General features: G+C 38.2%; 16 protein-coding genes and 2 pseudogenes. 16 read left to right on the top strand and 2 right to left on the bottom strand.

Features of this window, described 5'->3' with window-relative positions; all coding sequences use genetic code 11:
* The first annotated feature begins 51 nt into the window (after positions 1-51).
* Entirely contained in the window at positions 52-1,095 is a 1,044-nt protein-coding gene (locus tag ACFINK_RS07245) for a tyrosine-type recombinase/integrase (protein ID WP_375638528.1), read from the top strand.
* A gap of 358 nt (positions 1,096-1,453) precedes the next feature.
* On the opposite strand, the pseudogene ACFINK_RS07240 reads toward ACFINK_RS07245, so the two are convergent.
* Both ACFINK_RS07240 and ACFINK_RS07235 read right to left on the bottom strand, forming a co-directional pair.
* Positions 1,454-1,576, bottom strand: a pseudogene (locus tag ACFINK_RS07240) (EexN family lipoprotein); the annotation flags it as partial.
* A gap of 1,149 nt (positions 1,577-2,725) precedes the next feature.
* Complete coding sequence (locus tag ACFINK_RS07235; protein WP_375638527.1) at positions 2,726-3,451, bottom strand: hypothetical protein; 726 nt, start codon at positions 3,449-3,451, stop codon at positions 2,726-2,728.
* Positions 3,452-3,849: 398 nt separating this feature from the next.
* Between ACFINK_RS07235 and ACFINK_RS07230 the strand changes: the two genes are divergently transcribed.
* From ACFINK_RS07230 to ACFINK_RS07160, 15 genes and pseudogenes are all read left to right on the top strand, one after another.
* Entirely contained in the window at positions 3,850-4,170 is a 321-nt protein-coding gene (locus ACFINK_RS07230; protein ID WP_375638526.1) for a TrbC/VirB2 family protein, read from the top strand.
* Complete coding sequence (locus ACFINK_RS07225; RefSeq protein WP_273723684.1) at positions 4,171-4,479, top strand: VirB3 family type IV secretion system protein; 309 nt, start codon at positions 4,171-4,173, stop codon at positions 4,477-4,479.
* Positions 4,480-4,501: 22 nt separating this feature from the next.
* On the top strand, positions 4,502-6,856 hold the full coding sequence (locus tag ACFINK_RS07220; protein WP_375613568.1) for a VirB4 family type IV secretion/conjugal transfer ATPase: 2,355 nt from the start codon (positions 4,502-4,504) through the stop codon (positions 6,854-6,856).
* Positions 6,853-7,338: a type IV secretion system protein VirB5 gene (locus ACFINK_RS07215; protein ID WP_375612193.1), complete on the top strand. Its 486-nt coding sequence runs from the start codon at positions 6,853-6,855 to the stop codon at positions 7,336-7,338. The genes ACFINK_RS07220 and ACFINK_RS07215 overlap by 4 nt, the downstream gene beginning before the upstream one ends.
* Positions 7,325-8,311, top strand: a complete 987-nt coding sequence (locus tag ACFINK_RS07210) for a TrbL/VirB6 family protein (RefSeq protein WP_375610597.1) — start codon at positions 7,325-7,327, stop codon at positions 8,309-8,311. The genes ACFINK_RS07215 and ACFINK_RS07210 overlap by 14 nt, the downstream gene beginning before the upstream one ends.
* A gap of 210 nt (positions 8,312-8,521) precedes the next feature.
* Positions 8,522-8,824, top strand: coding sequence for a type IV secretion system protein VirB7 (locus ACFINK_RS07205; RefSeq protein WP_375610598.1), 303 nt, complete (start codon positions 8,522-8,524; stop codon positions 8,822-8,824).
* A complete protein-coding gene (locus tag ACFINK_RS07200) occupies positions 8,778-9,482 on the top strand; it encodes a VirB8 family type IV secretion system protein (protein ID WP_375610599.1) in 705 nt (234 codons plus the stop codon). Before ACFINK_RS07205 ends, ACFINK_RS07200 begins: the two co-directional genes overlap by 47 nt.
* Entirely contained in the window at positions 9,479-10,345 is an 867-nt protein-coding gene (virB9, locus tag ACFINK_RS07195; RefSeq protein WP_375612192.1) for a P-type conjugative transfer protein VirB9, read from the top strand. Before ACFINK_RS07200 ends, virB9 begins: the two co-directional genes overlap by 4 nt.
* Complete coding sequence (gene virB10 / locus ACFINK_RS07190; protein ID WP_375627908.1) at positions 10,338-11,498, top strand: type IV secretion system protein VirB10; 1,161 nt, start codon at positions 10,338-10,340, stop codon at positions 11,496-11,498. The genes virB9 and virB10 overlap by 8 nt, the downstream gene beginning before the upstream one ends.
* Complete coding sequence (virB11, locus tag ACFINK_RS07185) at positions 11,495-12,565, top strand: P-type DNA transfer ATPase VirB11 (protein WP_375638525.1); 1,071 nt, start codon at positions 11,495-11,497, stop codon at positions 12,563-12,565. Before virB10 ends, virB11 begins: the two co-directional genes overlap by 4 nt.
* A gap of 65 nt (positions 12,566-12,630) precedes the next feature.
* Positions 12,631-12,846, top strand: coding sequence for an antitoxin VbhA family protein (locus tag ACFINK_RS07180; protein ID WP_375612189.1), 216 nt, complete (start codon positions 12,631-12,633; stop codon positions 12,844-12,846).
* 10 nt (positions 12,847-12,856) lie between these two features.
* Positions 12,857-14,497, top strand: a complete 1,641-nt coding sequence (locus ACFINK_RS07175; protein ID WP_375638524.1) for a BID domain-containing T4SS effector — start codon at positions 12,857-12,859, stop codon at positions 14,495-14,497.
* Positions 14,498-14,652: 155 nt separating this feature from the next.
* Entirely contained in the window at positions 14,653-16,569 is a 1,917-nt protein-coding gene (gene traG / locus ACFINK_RS07170; RefSeq protein WP_375612187.1) for a Ti-type conjugative transfer system protein TraG, read from the top strand.
* Between the two features lie 516 nt (positions 16,570-17,085).
* The gene (locus ACFINK_RS07165) at positions 17,086-18,714 is read left to right on the top strand and encodes a BID domain-containing T4SS effector (RefSeq protein ID WP_375638523.1); all 1,629 of its coding nucleotides are present in this window, start codon (positions 17,086-17,088) and stop codon (positions 18,712-18,714) included.
* 248 nt (positions 18,715-18,962) lie between these two features.
* Positions 18,963-19,154, top strand: a pseudogene (locus ACFINK_RS07160) (type IV secretory system conjugative DNA transfer family protein); the annotation flags it as partial.
* Between the last annotated feature and the right edge of the window lie 148 nt (positions 19,155-19,302).

Genomic DNA, 19,302 nt, shown 5'->3' with positions numbered 1-19,302 from the left:
TTGTCAAAGAATGAATATTACGAAACCGCACTCTCTAAGATGTAAAATACCATGCCTAAACCACGTCCTCCTCATCTCGTTAAACAAATTACTCAACATGGCAAAATTGTATGGTATGTACGTATTGGTCATGGCAAACGCATTAGAATACGCGGTACCTATGGAACGCAAGAGTTTGTTGATAACTACAAAAGCGCACTTGCCGAGTTACAAGGACTTATACTTCCTAAATCAAAAACTGGTAAACTTGTTGAAGGTTCATTTGCATGGCTGCTTAAACAATACTTTAACAGCTCTAATTGGCATAGCTACTCTAATACTACAAAGAAACAAAAAGAATACATTCTTATGAAGATATGCGACTCCATAGGAAATATTCCATACCAAGCAATTGAAAAGAAACATATCATAGCCGGTGTTGAACGGCGCAAAGAAACACCAGCAATGGCTAGAAACTTTCTGAAAGCCCTTAATGGACTTTTTAATTGGGCAATTGATCAAGGTCTTTTGGAAAATAATCCAGCTTTAGGCGTCAAAAAACCTCCTCTTAAAAATAAAAGCGGCTTTCCTGTTTGGACAGAAGAAGATGTTGAGAAATATTATCAAAGATGGTCCCATGGTACCCATGAACGTGTCTGGATTGATGTCCTTTTGTATACGGGCTTACGTCGTGGTGATGCGGTTCGCATTGGCTGGAAAGATGTCAAAGACAATATTATTCATCTCAAAACAGAGAAAAGTAAATTCCAAACAGATGTCTTTCTACCTATTTTACCGGAATTAGCCAAAACGCTTGAAGCTGGTCCTATTGGAGTAGAAACATTCATCTGTAGTAAAACTAATCAAAAACTCTCCAAAGAAAGCTTTGGCGATACATTTAGAGACGCTTGTAATGCTGCTGGAATTAAAAAATCGGCGCATGGATTAAGAAAATTAGCAGCAACACGCGCAGCTAACTCTGGTGCAACAGTATCACAATTGAAAGCACTCTTTGGCTGGACAAATGATGCTATGGCATCTCTTTACACAAAGAGCGCAGACCGTAAAAGGTTAGCTATAGAGGCGATAAAAAAGCTTCAAAAAGATGAGGGATAGAGGCAAAAAAACTCAATAGAATCAAGATTCACCTATTCCCCCATATTAGACATAACTATTTTATTTTACTTGCTTTTTATATACCCTTTACGAACAGCGTCGCAAAATAGGCTTGGATACCTTGAGAGATATTTCTATAAGACAATGCTATCCAGTTCTCTCATGATTATAATCCTCAATCTGATAAAGTTGAAACAAACAATAGGATTGCGAATATGATTTGGGGAGCTCATCTGAAAGATGAAAAATGATAAAAAAATTCCGCTATAACAATTGAAGAAGCGAGCATTCGTTAAGCCGTAACTTCTTTATTTTAGAATTTTTATATCACACTTTACTGTTGAGTAATATGTATTTATTAAAATACATGACCACGGTCTAGAGCATCAAGCTTTGGCGAGAAAAACATTTCAGTATCTGCTTGTAAGACATTTTGACAATTTTTAGATTCCTTAACAAATTGTCCTGAAAGAAAACACTTCGTTCCCCATTCTTCTCTTAATTTTGCATCTTTTTTAAAATCTTCTAGGCTATAGTTTTTTCACACCCCACGACGAATAATAGAGTCATGCATAATAAATAATTTTTTTCATTTTACTCCTCTTTAAATACCTTATCTGTTAATATTATCCCCCCAAATGAGGGTTGAATTTTCACACTGTATGAGAATACAGCCTCACTATCCACTTGCTTGCTTTCAAAGTGAACACTCTGAGTAAAGTGACGCAAGAAGAGCTCACAATAGCCATCGTATGAGTTTGTCATAAAATACAATAAGAAGGGAAAGAGCCCAAACTGAATACAAACGATGAAATCAGAAGGCGCATTAATGCTTTTGTTCAACTGATTTCAAATAGTTACATTGCAATAGGCATCGCCCCTAGCTCTATAGAAAGCCTATGAGCATTATAATACTTAAATCTCACGATCAATGGACTATGCAGCCATAACAAAAAAGTATGAACTCTTTTTACCTATTTGTATGTTGATTATTGTTCCTCCATCGAGGCCTAAATAGAAACGTTTTGTGATATATAGAAAACAATCAGCAATGCAAATCATTTTACGAAGATTTCTTCGTATAGAGTCTATTTGAAATCCATCCATCATTTGAAAGTCTGAATTTAAAAGCAGATAATTATGAAAGCTTTTCAAGGAATGCAACAGATTGATCACTTTTAAAGAAGTAAAAAACGTGATCCAATCCTGAAGACAAAATTCTGATGAAAAAACTTTTGCTATGAATTCTTTTAAGGCATTGTGAAAGATTTTATCCGTTATATCAAACGTTACACCATTTTTGGGTCTGTTTATTTTTTACTTTTATCAACACCGCTCTAGAAATCCGTTTCTTGAGCGTTTTTTATCGCCTCACTTTCTCCTTCAAACACAAATACTCAAAAATGCTTTGCCACCAACAATGACATTTTCCCGCTTTTATAAAACACATAAGTAAAAATAGAGAAGCGATTTTGAAAGCAACCCTCCCTTGAAAAGGAAAGTACCATCCATTTACTTCCTAAACGAAAATAATCTCACCGTTTATTCAAATTTGCTCTACGATTTGGTACAATTTTATTGATAAAGTTTTCTCTATAAAAATTTAAGTAAATATGTTCGTTAAAACCAATCATGGACTAGCAAAGGGGTTATAGGATCCATTATCTCGCCGCCATTTTAAAGGTTCAGTGAAATCACTCGACCAAAGACCAATCTTATTGCCACGTGCTTTTTCTTCCGCATGATGATACTGGGCTGGAATAGGATTTTTCCCCTCTTTTGAGAGTACCAACATACCTTCTTTAAGACCTTCCTCAGCTAAATCAACCCCTTGAACAAAACATTGCGCATAATAAACACCATTGTGCATCAAAGCCTGTTTACAGGATAAATCCTGCCCAAGTGTTTTGGTGACAAGCCAAGCCGTTGTAACCGCACCACAGGGCCATTCTTGATCATTTAATCTTGCTTTTTGACGGGGTGCACATGTGTCAACACCATAAAGATGAATATCACGGGAGATATGTGAGCGCCAAGATTGTGCAGCAGGCGTCAGTAATTTAAATGTAACCCCACTTGTAACAGAAGCCTTACCATGAAAAACAACAGCATTATTTGCAACATCATTTAATGAAACACTCTTCTGCAAATCGAGAGCTGGTTCATTTTTTTCTAATTGCTGTTTGGTGATAGATCTACCCAACTTTTTTTCTTCTCGATAGAGATCAACAATATCTTGGATATCTTGCGTCTCAAATGTTTTAAGAATGCTGAAATCCATTTTATCTTTATATTGGCTTAATCCCCACACCGTAGCCCCCATAATGTAAATAATAACAATCAATTTAAATAGCATCTCTTAACACGCTCGCTCAAAAAATTCGTTTTTTTCCTATCATGTCAGATTATTGATCAGCAATCCCCTTGTTTTTAAAGAAAAAATCCAAATATAAGTGTTGCAGATTAACTACATTTTGTAAAGAATGATATTCTTTCTTTCATTATTTTAATATTGTTATTTTTACCAATATACACAACTTAAAATTGCCATTTTCATATAACACAATCTCAATTTGAAAAGACTTCTGTCTCTTTACGAAGAAGAGCTTGAGAGTGAACAGATCCACGATCAAGGCTTTTAAAACAAACAAATGAGAAGAATTAAACTGTCATCAAATGACAACACTCTCCAGTTTGTTAGAGGCGATGGAATGTCGACATATAAACAAATATTATTTGTTAAAGAGAGGTAAAATGACAGATAATAGATTCCAAAACATCATTTTTATCGTGACCATGCTGCTTTTTACAGCATTGCTTGTATCAGATCCTTCTTATGCTGCTTCTTCTACTAATGGAGGTGGTTTCGGGAAGCTTGATGGTGTTTTAGACAACATTGTCACAATGATGACGGGTCCAACGGCAAGGCTTATTGCTATTATATGTGTTGCTGCTGTGGGGATTGGTTGGATGTACGGCTTTATTGATTTACGCAAAGCAGCTTACTGTGTTCTGGGGATTGCTATTGTTTTTGGTGCCCCCACTCTCGTCGGCAAATTAGCGGGCACAACATAAATGAACGAAGATACTCTTTTCCTTGCCTGTACGCGCCCAGCCATGTTTGCTGGTGTTACAATGGAAGCCATGGCGCTCAATGTCATGGCGACATCCATTCTTTTCATTTTGACCAGTGATTTTACCATGTTTGGTCTTGGGATTGGGATACACTTTATTTTGCGAGAAGTGACAAAGTACGATCACAACCAATTTCGCGTATTATTTGCATGGCTCAATACCCGAGGAAAACAAAAAAACCTCAACCGATGGGGAGGAGGTTCAACCTCCCCTTTACGCCTTATCCGCACTTATAAGGAACTAAGCTGAAGGAACGAAATTGGTGAAACAGATGTCAATAATGAAACGGGAAACTTTGCCTGAAGAATATATTCCCTATATACGCTACATCAACCAACATGTCGTTGCTTTAAATTCACGCTGTTTAATGGTTGTGATGGCTGTTGAGGGTATAAATTTCGACACCGCGGATATTGATCAATTAAATTCTTTACACAACCAATTAAACACCCTTTTAAAAAATATCGCAGATGAACGGCTTGCTTTATATTCTCACATCATCCGCCGCCGTGAAACGATATACCCAGAAGGTCATTTTCTTTCATCTTTTGCAACAACATTAGATGAAAAATATAAAAAGAAAATGGTTTCGCAAGAACTGTATAGAAATGATCTATTTATTTCACTGGTTTGGAATCCGGCTGCGGATAAAACAGAAAAGCTGGTTTCATTTTTTCAGCGCTTGAGCAAAGCGAAGAAAACACAATCTGAGCCCGATGAAGAAGCTATTCGTAAACTCGAAGAGTTAAGTCAAGATCTTATGCAAGGTTTGGAAGAGTATGAAGTCCGTCTACTATCAATCTATGAACATGAAGGACTTTTATTTGCCGAACAAAGTGAATTTCTCCACCAGCTAGTGGGGGGAAGACGTGAGCGTATTCCTCTCACATTTGGAACTATTGCTTCAACAATTTACTCGGATCGTGTTATTTTTGGGAAAGAAATTATCGAAATTCGCCATGAAAGCAATGAACGCTTTGTGGGCATGTTTGGATGGAAAGAGTATCCTTCTAAAACACGCCCAGGTATGACTGATGGTCTGCTTACGGTGCCATTTGAATTCATTTTAACACAATCCTTTGTCTTTAAAAGTAAGGCAGCCGCCAGTGCGATTATGAGCCGCAAACAAAATCAAATGATCAATGCAGCTGACCGTGCTAGCTCACAAATCGATGCACTGGATGAAGCGCTAGATGATTTAGAATCAAACCGTTTTGTTTTGGGAGAACACCACATTTCTTTAGCTGTTTTTGCTGATCATCCCAAAATATTGTCTGAAAACTTATCAAAAGCACGTTCCCATTTAACCAATGGAGGAGCCGTGATTGCCAGAGAAGATTTAGGATTGGAAGCAGCATGGTGGGCACAGCTTCCTGGAAACTTTAGCTATCGTGCGCGTTCAGGCGCCATTACCAGCAGAAATTTTGCCGCTTTATCGCCCTTCCATTCTTTCCCTGTTGGCAAACTGAACGATAATGTTTGGGGAGCTGCTGTCGCATTGCTAAAAACACAGGCTGGTTCACCTTACTATTTTAATTTTCATTATGGCGATCTTGGCAACACATTTGTTTGTGGTCCATCAGGATCTGGTAAAACAGTGATTGTTAATTTTCTTCTTGCACAATTACAAAAACACAATCCAACAATGGTTTTTTTTGATAAAGATCAAGGAGCAGAGATTTTTGTACGGGCTGGAGGAGGGAAATACAAACCTTTAAAAAATGGGCAGCCCACGGGTATTGCTCCCTTAAAGGGCATGGAATACACCGAAAAAAATAAAATCTTTCTTCGTAATTGGATCTTAAAGCTGGTGACCGCTGAAGGGCAAATCGTAACAGAAGAAGAGCGACAAGATATCGCCAAAGCCATTGATTCCTTGGAAAACTTACCCCCAACCCAGCGCTCTCTTGGTGCCCTTCAACTGTTTTTTGACAACACATCCAAAGAAGGAATTGCCATACGGCTGCAACGCTGGATTAGAGGCAATGATTTAGGATGGGTTTTTGATAATGACCAAGATGATCTCAATTTAAATGCGCAGTTCATTGGCTATGACATGACCGATTTCTTAGATAATGAAGAAATTCGGCGCCCCTTAATGATGTATCTCTTTCACCGCATTCTTGATCTGATTGATGGGCGGCGCATCATTATCGTCGTTGATGAATTCTGGAAAGCTTTAGAAGATGATTCATTTAAAGCTTTTGCGCAAGATCGGCTAAAAACAATTCGTAAACAAAATGGCATGATGCTCTTTGCAACACAAAGCCCTAAAGATGCTTTGAACTCAACAATCGCGCACACAATCATTGAGCAATGCCCCACCCAAATATTTTTTCCAAATCAAAAAGCAAATTACAATGATTATGTCGAAGCTTTCAAACTTACTGAGCGTGAATTTGAACTGATACAGTCAGAGTTAAGCAGAGAGTCCCGTCGTTTTCTCATCAAACAAGGACAAAGTTCCGTCGTTGCAGAACTTAACTTACGTGGAATGAATGATGAGATCGCCGTTTTAAGCGGCACAACAAAAAACATTGAACTCATGAATGAAATTATCAACGAATATGGAGCTGCCCCTGACAAATGGCTGCCCATATTTTATCAAAGGAGAAAAAATCAATGAAAAAATATGGCTTAGTTACACTGTTATCTTTTTCTTTTATTTCTCATGCAATAGCGCAAACAACATCTGATGTGGATGAATATTATAAACAAGCACTCGAGAACACACAAAAATTAGATGCTGCAAAATCAGAAACAGCTGAAAACATTTATAAAAGCGCAACTGAAACTGCAAAAAAAATCAAAGACATAAGTCAACAACTTGAAAATATTAAATCAAAACCAGACACAAAACCAGAAGAATTGCAAGCCCTTCGACAAGATCTTCAAGTAAAGCTTTCTCTTCTTCAAGCCGATCTTCAAGTAGCTTCTTTAAAACTTCAGTCTCTTGATATGATTCAAGCAAGAGATACGAAGACAAAAGATGAATTACGTGAAGAAAAGGAACAAAAAAAGCATAAATATCTTGAGGCACAATTAAAAGAAAAAGAAAAAGAATTAAAAGAAAAACTTGAAAGTACAAGTACAAATGTCAGACTTTAGTTTTTCTCCCTTTGAAAGCGTTTCTGGGTATATTTTAAAACCCCTTGATAATGTGATGGACACGACGGTGAGTGGGCTGTCTTCTGCTATTTCAGCGCCCTTAAATCTCGCCGCAATCATTTTTATCTTTCTTTATGGCTATAATGTTATGACAGGTCGCGTTGCGCTTTCCATGCATAGTCTTCTCAATAATGTTGTTAAAATCGTTGTTGTTACAACAATGGCAACGAATGCGGATACATTTAATACTTATGTCAAGGATATTTTCTTCAATGATTTATCCAATGCTATTGGGAATGCGCTTAACAGTAACCCTGCAAGCTCCAATGTTTTTGATTATATTTTGTTAAAGGCAAGTTCGCGTTATCAAGAAGTCTTATACAATGCTTGGTTTTTTGAAAAGATCATTGTGGGTCTTCTTGGTTCTATCATGCTTCTCGCGGTTATTCTTTTTTGTATAGGTGGTTTTATTGTGCAAATGTTTGCACAAGTTGCACTCGTCATGATTATAGGTCTTGGGCCTCTATTCATTAGTTTGTATTTGTTCAATGCAACGCGAAAATACTCCGATGCATGGATTACAACTTTGATCAATTTTACCATTTTACAAGTTCTCGTAATCATGCTTGGAACCATTATATGTCAAGTTATCCTACAGGTTCTCAAAGTTTCATATGAATCAATTTATGTTCTTTTTCCCCCTGTCATCGTCATTTCGATCATAGGAGTTATTATCTTCCGTGCGCTTCCTGGTATTGCAACAGCGCTGGCCTCTGGCGGACCATACTTTAACGCTGGTGTCTCTTCAGGAGGACAGATTTTTACAATGCTTTCCAATGGTGCAAGAGCGAGTGGCAATGCAGTAAAAAGTGCCACTTCACAAATCTCAGGAGCTGCCGGTAACGCTGTTAGAAGTGCGGCAGGGGCGGCAGCAAAAGCAGGTAAATCTGGAGGCGGTCGTGGTCGATTTTAAGATAAAGCACCTCTTTAAAAGAATAAGCATTTTTGTTTTTGCCTTGTGTGCGCCCTTTGGCGTACACGCCATGATCCTGTTCCAGATAAGATCTAACATCTTGGGTCTAACAATAAAACCAATCAAAACCTTGCATCACATAAACTTGTAAAAATGTTCAGAACAAAGGCTCTCATGCATTGTATTCCAAGATATTTGTGAGTTCAAAAAATGAAACGAAAAATAACTTTTGTTATGGTCCTAACAATCGCTCTTACTGGTTGTGCCTCTTTGAGTGGCCCTAAAAAACCACCACGCTGTAATGGCAAACATACACGCGCTTTAAATAAAGATAAGTGGAATTGGGACAATAAAAACATTGTCTACCCAGAAAAGAGTGTAAAGCCTGTTACCACTCCCATCATTCTCAATACTTTGGAAAGTGAAAAAGTAACAGCCAATTCAGCTTTATTAAAGCCGGTTATTCATGAAGCACGATCTGATAAAACTGTGGAGGTTATGCGTGAAAAGTGATGCCCTTGAAGAATATATAAAAGAAGCGCGCTCATTTGACATTGATCGCATGCATAGCATGCGCGTGCGGATGAAAATCTCCATGGCTTTAACAGTGCTTTTTGGATTGATGACAATTGCGCTGGCTTTAGCTGTCGCAGCTTTGACACCTTTGAAAACGGTAGAGCCTTTTGTTATCCGCGTTGATAACTCAACAGGCATTATTGATACTGTAAGCGCCCTAAAAGAATCCCCTAACGACTATGATGAAGCGATAACGCGTTATTTTGCCAGCCAATATGTTCGCGCTCGTGAAGGTTTTCAAGCATCAGAAGCAGAAAACAATTTTCGCTTAGTCTCTCTTTTATCTTCTCCAAAAGAACAAAACCGTTTTGCAAAATGGTACGCGGGCAATAATCCAGAAAGTCCGCAAAATATTTATCATAACATGATTGCTACGATCACAATCAAATCAATCTCTTTTATAAGTAAAGATCTTATCCAAGTTCGTTACTATAAAACGATCAGAGACTTGAATGAAAAAGAAAATATTTCCCATTGGATTTCAATCTTAAATTTTTCCTACGTGAACGCACACATTTCAACGTCTGATCGTCTTATCAACCCTCTTGGTTTTCAAGTATCGGAATATAGATCTGATCCAGAGGTGATAAAATGATCAGACTTTTACAAACAATCTCTTTAATTTTTACGATCACTGTCAGCTTTCACACAGCTCTCTCACTTGCGGAAACAGCGCCTGTCAGTGCACGTAAAGATAACCGCATCAGATTTGTCAATTATGACCCCTACAACGTCGTACAAATCATTGGCTCCATTCGCTCTTCGGTTCAACTAGAATTTGCCGTTGATGAAGAAGTAACCTATGTAGGAATTGGAAATTCGGTTGCTTGGCAAGTTGCACCGGCTGGACACTTTGTTTTTCTCAAACCACGTGAAGTTCAGCCTGTGACAAATTTACAAATTGTCACAAGCCGCCAAGATGGAACACAACGCTCTTATCAATTCGAGCTACAAGTCCGTGAAGGCGATGTTTCAGCCGGCAATGAGACGTATTTCTTGGTAAAGTTTCGTTATCCAGAAGATGAAGCCTTACGTAAGAAATTAGCCGAAGCAGAAAAAGAAAAACAACGTGAAGAAAACTTTGTCAATGATATTTTAAATATCCATGAAGATTTTGGACCACGCAATTGGGCTTATGAAGCTCAAGGCTCATCTCTTATTGAACCTGCTTCTGTCTATGATAATGGGAAAACAACAACCTTTACCTTTTTAGGCAACATTGAAATCCCTGCCATTTACATTGTATCGCCTGATGGGCAAGAAGCGCTTATTCCCAAATCGATTAAAGGCAACAAGGTTATTGTTCATGCAACAGCTGCACAATTCACGCTACGACGTGGGAATGAAGTATTGTGCATCTTTAACAAAAGGTTCGTACCAAAAGGAATTAATCCTGAAACAGGTACGACATCACCATCTGTACAACGTAAAGTGAACCTAGGAAGCAGCCATGAATAACACCGTGGATGAAAAAAGCATTAATGATCGCGATACAATAAAAAATGCTCAAGGGAAAAGTCAACAGAACAATGTGGGGAAAGCTATTGCTCTTATTATTCTTTTCAGTGTCTGTCTTTATTTAGCCTATTCAACACTTGTTACAGACAAAAAGCAACCAATTGAATCTTCAAAAGAAGGAAAAGTTATAAAACAAACAGAGCTTTTTCGTCCTGCAAAGCCTACCCCTCCCCCCTTTGAACAGCCTCAACGAAATAACGCTCTATTACCAAAAGTCGAGCTACCAACACCAAACATCAATCAATTAAATTCTGATAACTCACTGCTGGAAGCAGCACAACGTGCTCCTGTATTAGCTTATGCAAGTACACAACAAGGCAAAATAGATTCACAAACAAATAATGGTGCTTTGCCTCACCAACTTGAAAGCAAACCTGATGAAACGACACAACGTTTTAATCATCTTCTCAAACCCACAGTGCTTGAAGGTATTCGTGCTTCAACCCTTGGCAATCGAAACTACATCATCGCGATGGGAACTTCTATTCCTTGTATTTTAGAAACAGCCATCAACAGTGATCAACAAGGTTTTGCCAGTTGTATCATCTCCAGAGATATCTTATCAGACAATGGTCGTGTTGTGCTTCTTGATAAAGGCACCCAAATTGTTGGTGAATATCGCGCCGGATTGAAAAAAGGCCAAACACGTCTCTTTGTACTATGGAATAGAGCAAAAACCCCCAATGGTATCATTATATCTTTAGCTTCACCGGCAACGGATGCTTTAGGGCGTTCTGGTATGGATGGAGATATTGATAACCATTGGCTCGAGAGGATTGGGTCTGCGCTTCTTGTCTCACTAATAAAAGATGCAACACACTATGCCAATAAACGTTTATCAAAAAAACAGGAAAAAGAAGAAACTGAAACAATCTCTTCAGGACAAAACATCGCAAACATTCTCGTAGAAAATTACGCCAATATTCCTCCAACATTATCCAAAAACCAAGGGGAAATGGTGAATATCTTTGTTGCCCGCGATTTAGATTTTTCCAGCGTTTATAAATTGAAAGTCATCGAAAACAAAAAACAAATTATCAATCGAGCTGTTTCAAGAAACTTTTACAAAAATTCTGCGGTAACTTTAGAATGAACTCAAACTTACATACCATGTGCGATGAAACCGTTGCGATTGTTCTCACAAAACTTGAACCCATCAATGCTTTTTTGAAAGATGATAGTCTTTTTGAAATTGTTATCAATCGTCCCTATCAAGTCATGACTGAAGGATTTGATGGATGGAAAACAATAGAAGCACCGGCTCTCTCTTTTAATGAGCTTATGGGGATTGCGAAAGTTGTCGCCTCCTATTCCAAGCAAAACATATCGGACAAAAACCCAATATTATCTGCAACGCTACCAGGCAATGAGCGCATTCAAATTGTCATTCCACCCGCTGTCGAAAAAGACACGATTAGTATGACAATTCGTAAACCATCATCGCAGAGTTTTTCTCTCGAAGAACTCGCAAATAAGGGCCTCTTCTCGCTCTGTGAACAGGTCTCTTTCACGCCCTTGCATGACTATCATTCTCGTTTTAACGAACTCAAAATCATCGAGCATAACTTAGCTCATGCCTACTGTAATAAAGACTTTGTCTCTTTTTTAAATCAAGCTGTAGCATGCCAGAAAAATATTTTAATTGCGGGAAAAACCGGTTCGGGTAAAACAACATTATCAAAAGCATTAATCGCCAAAATCCCTCAAGAAGAGCGTATTATCACCATTGAAGACACGCAAGAATTGGTGATACCACACCCTAACCATGTCTCAATGTTCTATTCAAAAGATGGACAAGGCTTAGCCTCCGTTGGCCCCAAAGAGTTGCTTGAATCATCTTTACGGATGCGTCCTGATCGTATTCTTTTGCAAGAACTTCGAGATGGTACAGCCTTTTATTATATCCGCAATGTCAATTCAGGCCATCCAGGTTCCATTACGACGGTTCACGCATCAACAGCCCTTGCAGCCTTTGAGCAGATGACCCTTTTGGTCAAAGAAAGTGAAGGCGGTGGTGATTTAGAGCGTGATGATATTCGAGGCCTGTTGATTTCAATGATTGATATCATCATCCAATGCAAACGGATTGAAGGAAAATTTAAGGTCACAGAAATTTATTACGATCCCTTCAAACAACGAAACATCTTTGGAGGTGACTAAAAGAAGATCACACCGGCTGCCAAAGGTTCTTTTAAAGCAACGATTGCAAATAAGAGAAAAAATGCATGAAAATCAACGAAACAGAAAATAGAGAAAACCTTTTATCGATGACAGAAGAAGAATTAAAAAAACGCCGTGAAGCCGTTGAAGCAGCCATCAGCACCCATGCGATAGAGGGAGTAGCGCTTCATCCTACAACACTCAAAATTTTAGAAGAATACGCAAAGGGGAATATTTCACTCGAGGAATTTAACACTCTTATGGATAACGTAAAATTATAAGGAAGCTACAATGCCAAAAGCAAAAGCAAAAGCAAAGACAAAAAATATACAGACAGTTTCTCCCCATCATTATGTCTACCCAAACACCACAACACTCAAAAATAAATATGGAATAAAAGACTTAAAATCCTTTCTGGAGAAATGCTCACATGATACAGCAGAAGCAATGGTTAATCTGCGTGAAGCCCCCTTACCAGAAAAGTTTGATAGCTCCTATCTATGCTCTATTCATCACCACTTATTTAAAAATACCTTTGAATGGGCTGGATATCTGCGCCATCTCCCCTTTACATTTGAAGATGGCACCACAGCCGCCATGCCCGAAATGAAAAGAACAGGATGGGAAAATCCTTTTGCACTCGGCGATGAAATCCAAGACGGTTTACAAAAATTAGATCAAACGCTTGCCGAAAAAGATAATTTGCAAGGCTTAACACGTGAGAAATTTAACGCTGAAGCAATAAGCTTATTTAACTTCCTTCACCAACTCCATCCTTTTAGGGGAGGAAATGGACGTACACAACGGGTCTTTTTTGAAAATCTCGCCAAAGCCGCAGGGCATCAGCTTGACTTTTCACTTGTTACAAAAGAACGCATGATGCTCGCCAGTGTTGCTGTAGCAGAAAATGGTGACCTAGAGCCAATGCAACATCTGTTTGAAGATATCTCTAATCCCAATAAAATACTTCTTTTAAAGGAATTCATGAACAACATGAAAGAACTTGGGCGCAATGTTAATGATCGTCCTGTTATGGTTGCAAAAGAAGGTGAAACTTACACAGGTACCTATAGGGGTGCTGGTTATGATAGCTTTGCTTTCAATGTGAAAGGCGCTTACATCATCGGCAATAAAGAACAGCTCACGCCAGAACAACTCAAAACATTAAAACCTGGTGATAGATTTACTTTTACCGTTCCCAAAACAAAAAAGCTTGAAAGCATTCTCATTCCACAAGAAAGATTAGCCCCTTTGACAGAAAATGAAACGGCCCAAATGGTTGCAGAAGATTCTTGTGTCCACGCAAGCCTAAAACAGGTTCAGCAATTGTCAAAAATTGTTTATGGTAGTACAAAAATATTAGACAAACAGATGGTAGAAATCATCAAAAATCCAAACTTAGGCCAACCGCTCGCCAACCAGATTGAAAGAGCACCGCACTCTATTTCTCATCTTGCCGGTTTCAGTTTATGTGGACTACAAAATCAGGCACGTGCAAACGCTAAAAATCATCTTGAGATGCTCTGTACTGCCGTTGTAAATTTTGCCCATGCAGTGAGACATGCTGAAAAGGAAATTACGCAAGAACATGCAACAGAACAAAGTCGCCTTGCAAAAATGGTAGAAATGCCAAGTCAAAGCTTGCAAAACCTCTTCGCCTTGCCAAAAGAATTACAGCAAGAAGCTTTAGCAAAAAATCCTTTATGTCAAAAAGAGCTCAGCAACTTTGTAAAAAAGATCAACACCCGTCTCTCACCAAATGAACATAACGCAGTTCAAAATAATGATTATGGAACATTGACTCAAAGCATTGGTGTATCAGAAAATAAAGCCAAACAAATTACACAAATTATTAAGCAAACCAAAGAAGTACACCAGCAAGCACAAGTATGCACAATGCACCGTTCCAAAGCATTCGCTATGGCCTGCTAAGAATAGACAAAACCTTCCTCCTTAATGAGAAAGGCTCATAAACGAAAACTGTTTGGCGTTATCTGCACCTTTGCAAAAAGAGATGAGAGTTCATATCACACACTTGGAAAAGAGCACTTCGCAACATATTCTGACAGAATTGAAAGTAAAATACAATGAAATATACCAAAACACAAATGGTACTCATTTTAACACCGATCGCTTTAGGTGCTTTAACGATATTCCTTGTCCCTCATTTTTTATTGTTTATAACAAATGGACTAAAAAGCGATCAAATTTATTGGACACTTCGTTCTGAGCCTTTATTAGTCTTAGCACTAACGGCTGCTGTTTCATTGTTGTATAGTCTCTCGCAAAAACTGCACCTGCGTAAAATGATCACTTTTGTCTCCGTTGTCTTTTTTGGAACAACCGCTCTTTACTATATTAGTGGTGAAATAAAACGTTTAAGTCCCTATGTTGGCCAACAAGGAATAACATGGGGCTATGCTCTTCAATTCATGGACCCCATGGTTGTTTTTGGCATCATTATTGGTGTTTTTTTTTCCATCATTCAATTCGTAACAACCCTTCCCCCTAAAAGTAAGGTCAAGCGTGCAAAAAAAGGTATTTTTGGTGAGGCAGCTTGGATGAATTTAAGAGAGGCAGCAAAAATCTTTCCTGCCAATGGGCAAATTGTTGTGGGTGAAAGATACCGTGTCGATCAAGATAATGTGTGCAACATTCCCTTTGCACCTAGCAATAAAACAACATGGGGAAAGGGTGGAACAGCCCCTTTGCTAACCTTTAATCTTGATTTTGGTTCAACTCATATGATCTTTTTTGCTGGTTCTGGTGGCTATAAAACAACAAGTACAGTAGTTCCCACGTGTTTAACCTATCCAGGGTCTATTATTTGTCTTGATCCTTCAACAGAAGTTGCCCCAATGGTCAAATTTGCGCGTCAAAAAATGGGAAATAGAAATGTCATTGTTCTCGATCCCAACTCATTGTTAACAAAAAACTTTAATGTCATCGATTGGCTTTTAGACGACAGCGTACCACGCACACAACGCGAAGCGAATATTGTAAGCTTTTCAAAGTTGCTTCTTACAGATAAAAAATCAGACAATTCTTCAGCGGAATATTTCTCAACACAAGCCCATAATCTATTAACAGCTCTTCTTGCTCATGTTGTATTTTCTGATGAATATGAAGACAGCGAGCGCAATTTAAAAACATTGCGTGGTATTCTCTCTCAATCAGAAACAGCTGTTGTTAATCAATTACGCATGATTCAAGAAACAACACCTTCTCCTTTTATTCGTGAAATGGTTGGTATTTTTACAGAAATGGCAGAACAAACCTTTTCAGGGGTTTATACCACCGCCTCAAAAGACACCCAATGGCTTTCTTTATCCAATTATGCAGATCTTGTCTGCGGAGATGATTTTTTTTCCTCAGATATTACCAATGGCAATACAGATGTTTTTCTCAATCTCCCCGCAAGCATTTTAAACAGTTATCCAGCTATTGGACGTGTGATTATTGGCGCCTTTCTCAATGCCATGGTTACAGCAGACGGTAACTATAAAAAGCGTGTTTTATTTGTCTTAGATGAAGTTGATCTTTTAGGCTATATGAATATTTTAGAAGAAGCCCGCGACCGTGGACGTAAATACGGTACATCCTTGATGCTCTTCTATCAATCCTCTGGCCAGTTGGTCAACCACTTTGGAGAAGCAGGAGCACGTTCATGGTTTGAAAGTTGTTCCTTTGTCAGCTATGCTGCCATTAAAGATCTCCAAACTGCCAAAGACATTTCAGAACGCTGTGGTCAAATGACCGTTGAAGTAACCGGAACGAACAAATCAAGAGGTTTATCTTTAGGAAAGAGTTCATACAACGTCAATTACCAACAAAGAGCCCTGATTTTACCCCACGAAGTTATTCAAGAAATGCGTCAAGATGAACAAATTATTCTGATGCAAGGACAACCCCCTTTACGTTGTGGTCGAGCGATCTATTTTAGAAGAAAAGAAATGTTAGCCGCAGCTGCAAAAAACCGCTTTGCTCCACAAAAGAAAAACTAAAAAACACCCTCTAATGGAGGCAATGCATCAAAACAAAAACATCAAAGGATAAAAGCAGAGATTCTATCTCATAAAAGCCTATAAAGAAGGAATTCCCGCTTGATACAACAAGAAAAATATGGGGAAAAGTCTTTAAATGATGGTATTATGCCTGTGCTTACCAATGCCAATTTTCTTTATAAAGCACTCTCCTCATCTCCAAATAATAAATACCAATCATATCTATGCCTTGAGAATCCTATCAGGAAACTTTTGAAGGCACCGCTTTTATAGGGAAATTTTTCTACAAAAAAATTAAAAGACAATATGCATGAAAACAACCCAAATGAACCATTCTCTCTCAGTAAAAGAAAAAAATGCCAAGATAAAGATTGATACACTCAAAAACACCTACGAATTTGAGGGATTTTTTCCTCACCCAAGTCTCAACATCTCAAAACAATATGCGTGGGGGATTTTCAAACAAAAAGTTTAACACACTCTCATAGACAATGTAACATTATAAGGAATGTAACAATGCCCAAAGCAAAAGAAAAAACAAAAGGAATTCCCTCACCCCATAATTATATCTATCTTGGTACCCAAATTCTCAAAAATAGATATGGAGAAACAGATTTAAAACGTTTTCTGGAAAAATGCTCACATGATAGGCAAAAAGCCATGATCAATCTGCGTGCAGAACCCCTGCCAGAATATTTTAATTCAACTTATCTATGCCATATCCACCAACAATTGTTTAAAAATACCTTTGTATGGGCTGGACATCTGCGCCATATCCCCTTCGCATTTACAGACGATAGCATTGCCGCCATGCCAGAAATGAAAAGAATGGAATGGGGCAATAATTTTGCAACCGGTGAAGAAATCCCTGAACTCTTACAAAAATTAGATCAAACGCTTGCCGAAAAAGACAATTTGCAAGGCTTAACACGCGAAGAATTTGTCAAGGAAGCAACGAGTCTATTTTATTCTCTTCACAAAATCCACCCATTCATAGATGGCAATGAGCACACAGAACAAGTCTTTTTTGAAAATCTTGCCAAAGCTGCAGGACATCAGCTTGACTTTTCGCTTGTCACACAAAAACGTATGATGGCTGCCTGTAGCGAAGCAATGCAATATAGCAATACACAACTGTTGAAAGATCTTTTTGAGGATATCTCCAATCCCCCCAAAATACGTCTTTTAAAAGAATTTATGGACCACGTAAACAATACGGGACGCAACGTGGATGATCGCCTTGTTATGGCAACAAAGGCAGGAGAAACCTATATAGGAACTTATAAAGGTTGTTATTCAGAAAGTTTTATACTCGATATGCAAGGAACTTACATCATTGGTAGCAAAGATGATCTCACACCAGAACGATTAAAAACATTAAAACCTGGTGATATCATTACCTTTACCGCCCCCAACAGCAAAGAGCTTGAAAACACGCTTATTCCAAAAGAAACATTAGCGCCTCTCACAAAAAGTGAATGTGCCAAAACAGTTGCGCTAGATAGTTACGTTCTCAAAGCTCAAAAGCAAGTCCGAGCTTACGCAAAAACTGTTTATGGTGACGCAAACGTATTAAACGAACAGATAGAAGAGATTATTAAAAATCCAGAATTAGGCAGACAGTTTGCTAATCAGATTAAACAGGCACCGCACTCTGTTTCTCCTCTTGCAGGTTTTAGTATATGCGGTCTACAAAATCCGGCACGTGTACACGCTCGAAATTATCTTGATGTGCTCTCTCTTGCAATTGAGAATTATGTGTATACTGTAGAAGCTACCTATAATATAGTCACTCGAGACCATAAAATTAAACAAGAACGCCTTGGAAAAGCGGTAGAGAATCCCAGTCAAAACTTGAAAAATATTTTTGCTTTATCACCGGAAAAACAAAGAGAAATCTTGTCTCAATCTCCTCAATTACACCAAGAGCTCCGTACTTTTATAAACAGTTTAGAACATCGTCTCTCATCAAACGAATGTAGTGCGATCACAAACAAAGATTATGAAACACTTGCACAAAGTATTGGTATATCAGAACAGAAAGCACGAGAAATTACCGACATTGTTCAAAAAGCAAGGAACGCTCATAGCCAATTCTACACACGCACACAAAATCGTTCAAATACACTTGCTATGGCCAACTAAAAAATATGAAACTTTGTTTTTTTGATTTAAACACCTATGTGGAAGAGATATTTTAATATTCTTATCATACATGCAAAAAACAGACTACTTAAGCGCCCTACCACCAATTTTGCACATAGCATATACACCATATCCAAAGCAATTGGACAGGATAATTGTTAATTCCTTTTAAACGTCATGATTACTACTGACGAAAGCTACAAAAGCCTATTTTATTTGTCTTAGATGGAGTCGATTTTCGTGGTTATATGAATATTTTAAAAAGAGCACTCATTTTACCCCACGAAGTTATTCGAGAAATGCGTCAAGATGAACAAATTATTCTGATGCAAGGCTCCCCTTCGCAATGTGGTTGCGCCATCTATTTCAGAAGGAAAGAAATGTTAGCCGCAGCTACAAAAAACCACTTTACCCCACAAAAGAAAAACTACCCTCCATGATGCGATATTGACAAAAAATAACCGCCCGCATACAAGAAAAACAGGTTCAAAAAATCCATGATTTTTCTTTTTATATTTTCTGTTTTATATTTTGTGCATCGTTTTATCAGCTTTATCAGCGCCCATGGTCTTTAAAAAGTCTTTATAA

This window comes from Bartonella sp. AA16NXGY (assembly GCF_042197325.1).
Lineage (GTDB): Bacteria > Pseudomonadota > Alphaproteobacteria > Rhizobiales > Rhizobiaceae > Bartonella.
This window is presented reverse-complemented; position numbering and strand designations above follow the sequence as displayed.

Excerpts from the sequence above, each read along its gene's own strand:
- ACFINK_RS07180 (WP_375612189.1), top strand. The coding sequence starts at position 12,631 with ATGAAAATCAACGAAACAGAAAATAGAGAAAACCTTTTATCGATGACA.
- ACFINK_RS07205 (WP_375610598.1), top strand. The coding sequence starts at position 8,522 with ATGAAACGAAAAATAACTTTTGTTATGGTCCTAACAATCGCTCTTACT.
- ACFINK_RS07175 (WP_375638524.1), top strand. The coding sequence starts at position 12,857 with ATGCCAAAAGCAAAAGCAAAAGCAAAGACAAAAAATATACAGACAGTT.
- ACFINK_RS07245 (WP_375638528.1), top strand. The coding sequence starts at position 52 with ATGCCTAAACCACGTCCTCCTCATCTCGTTAAACAAATTACTCAACAT.
- ACFINK_RS07230 (WP_375638526.1), top strand. The coding sequence starts at position 3,850 with ATGACAGATAATAGATTCCAAAACATCATTTTTATCGTGACCATGCTG.
- ACFINK_RS07235 (WP_375638527.1), bottom strand. The coding sequence starts at position 3,451 with ATGCTATTTAAATTGATTGTTATTATTTACATTATGGGGGCTACGGTG.
- ACFINK_RS07220 (WP_375613568.1), top strand. The coding sequence starts at position 4,502 with ATGTCAATAATGAAACGGGAAACTTTGCCTGAAGAATATATTCCCTAT.
- traG (WP_375612187.1), top strand. The coding sequence starts at position 14,653 with ATGAAATATACCAAAACACAAATGGTACTCATTTTAACACCGATCGCT.
- ACFINK_RS07215 (WP_375612193.1), top strand. The coding sequence starts at position 6,853 with ATGAAAAAATATGGCTTAGTTACACTGTTATCTTTTTCTTTTATTTCT.
- ACFINK_RS07165 (WP_375638523.1), top strand. The coding sequence starts at position 17,086 with ATGCCCAAAGCAAAAGAAAAAACAAAAGGAATTCCCTCACCCCATAAT.
- ACFINK_RS07225 (WP_273723684.1), top strand. The coding sequence starts at position 4,171 with ATGAACGAAGATACTCTTTTCCTTGCCTGTACGCGCCCAGCCATGTTT.
- virB9 (WP_375612192.1), top strand. The coding sequence starts at position 9,479 with ATGATCAGACTTTTACAAACAATCTCTTTAATTTTTACGATCACTGTC.
- virB11 (WP_375638525.1), top strand. The coding sequence starts at position 11,495 with ATGAACTCAAACTTACATACCATGTGCGATGAAACCGTTGCGATTGTT.
- ACFINK_RS07200 (WP_375610599.1), top strand. The coding sequence starts at position 8,778 with ATGAAGCACGATCTGATAAAACTGTGGAGGTTATGCGTGAAAAGTGAT.
- virB10 (WP_375627908.1), top strand. The coding sequence starts at position 10,338 with ATGAATAACACCGTGGATGAAAAAAGCATTAATGATCGCGATACAATA.
- ACFINK_RS07210 (WP_375610597.1), top strand. The coding sequence starts at position 7,325 with ATGTCAGACTTTAGTTTTTCTCCCTTTGAAAGCGTTTCTGGGTATATT.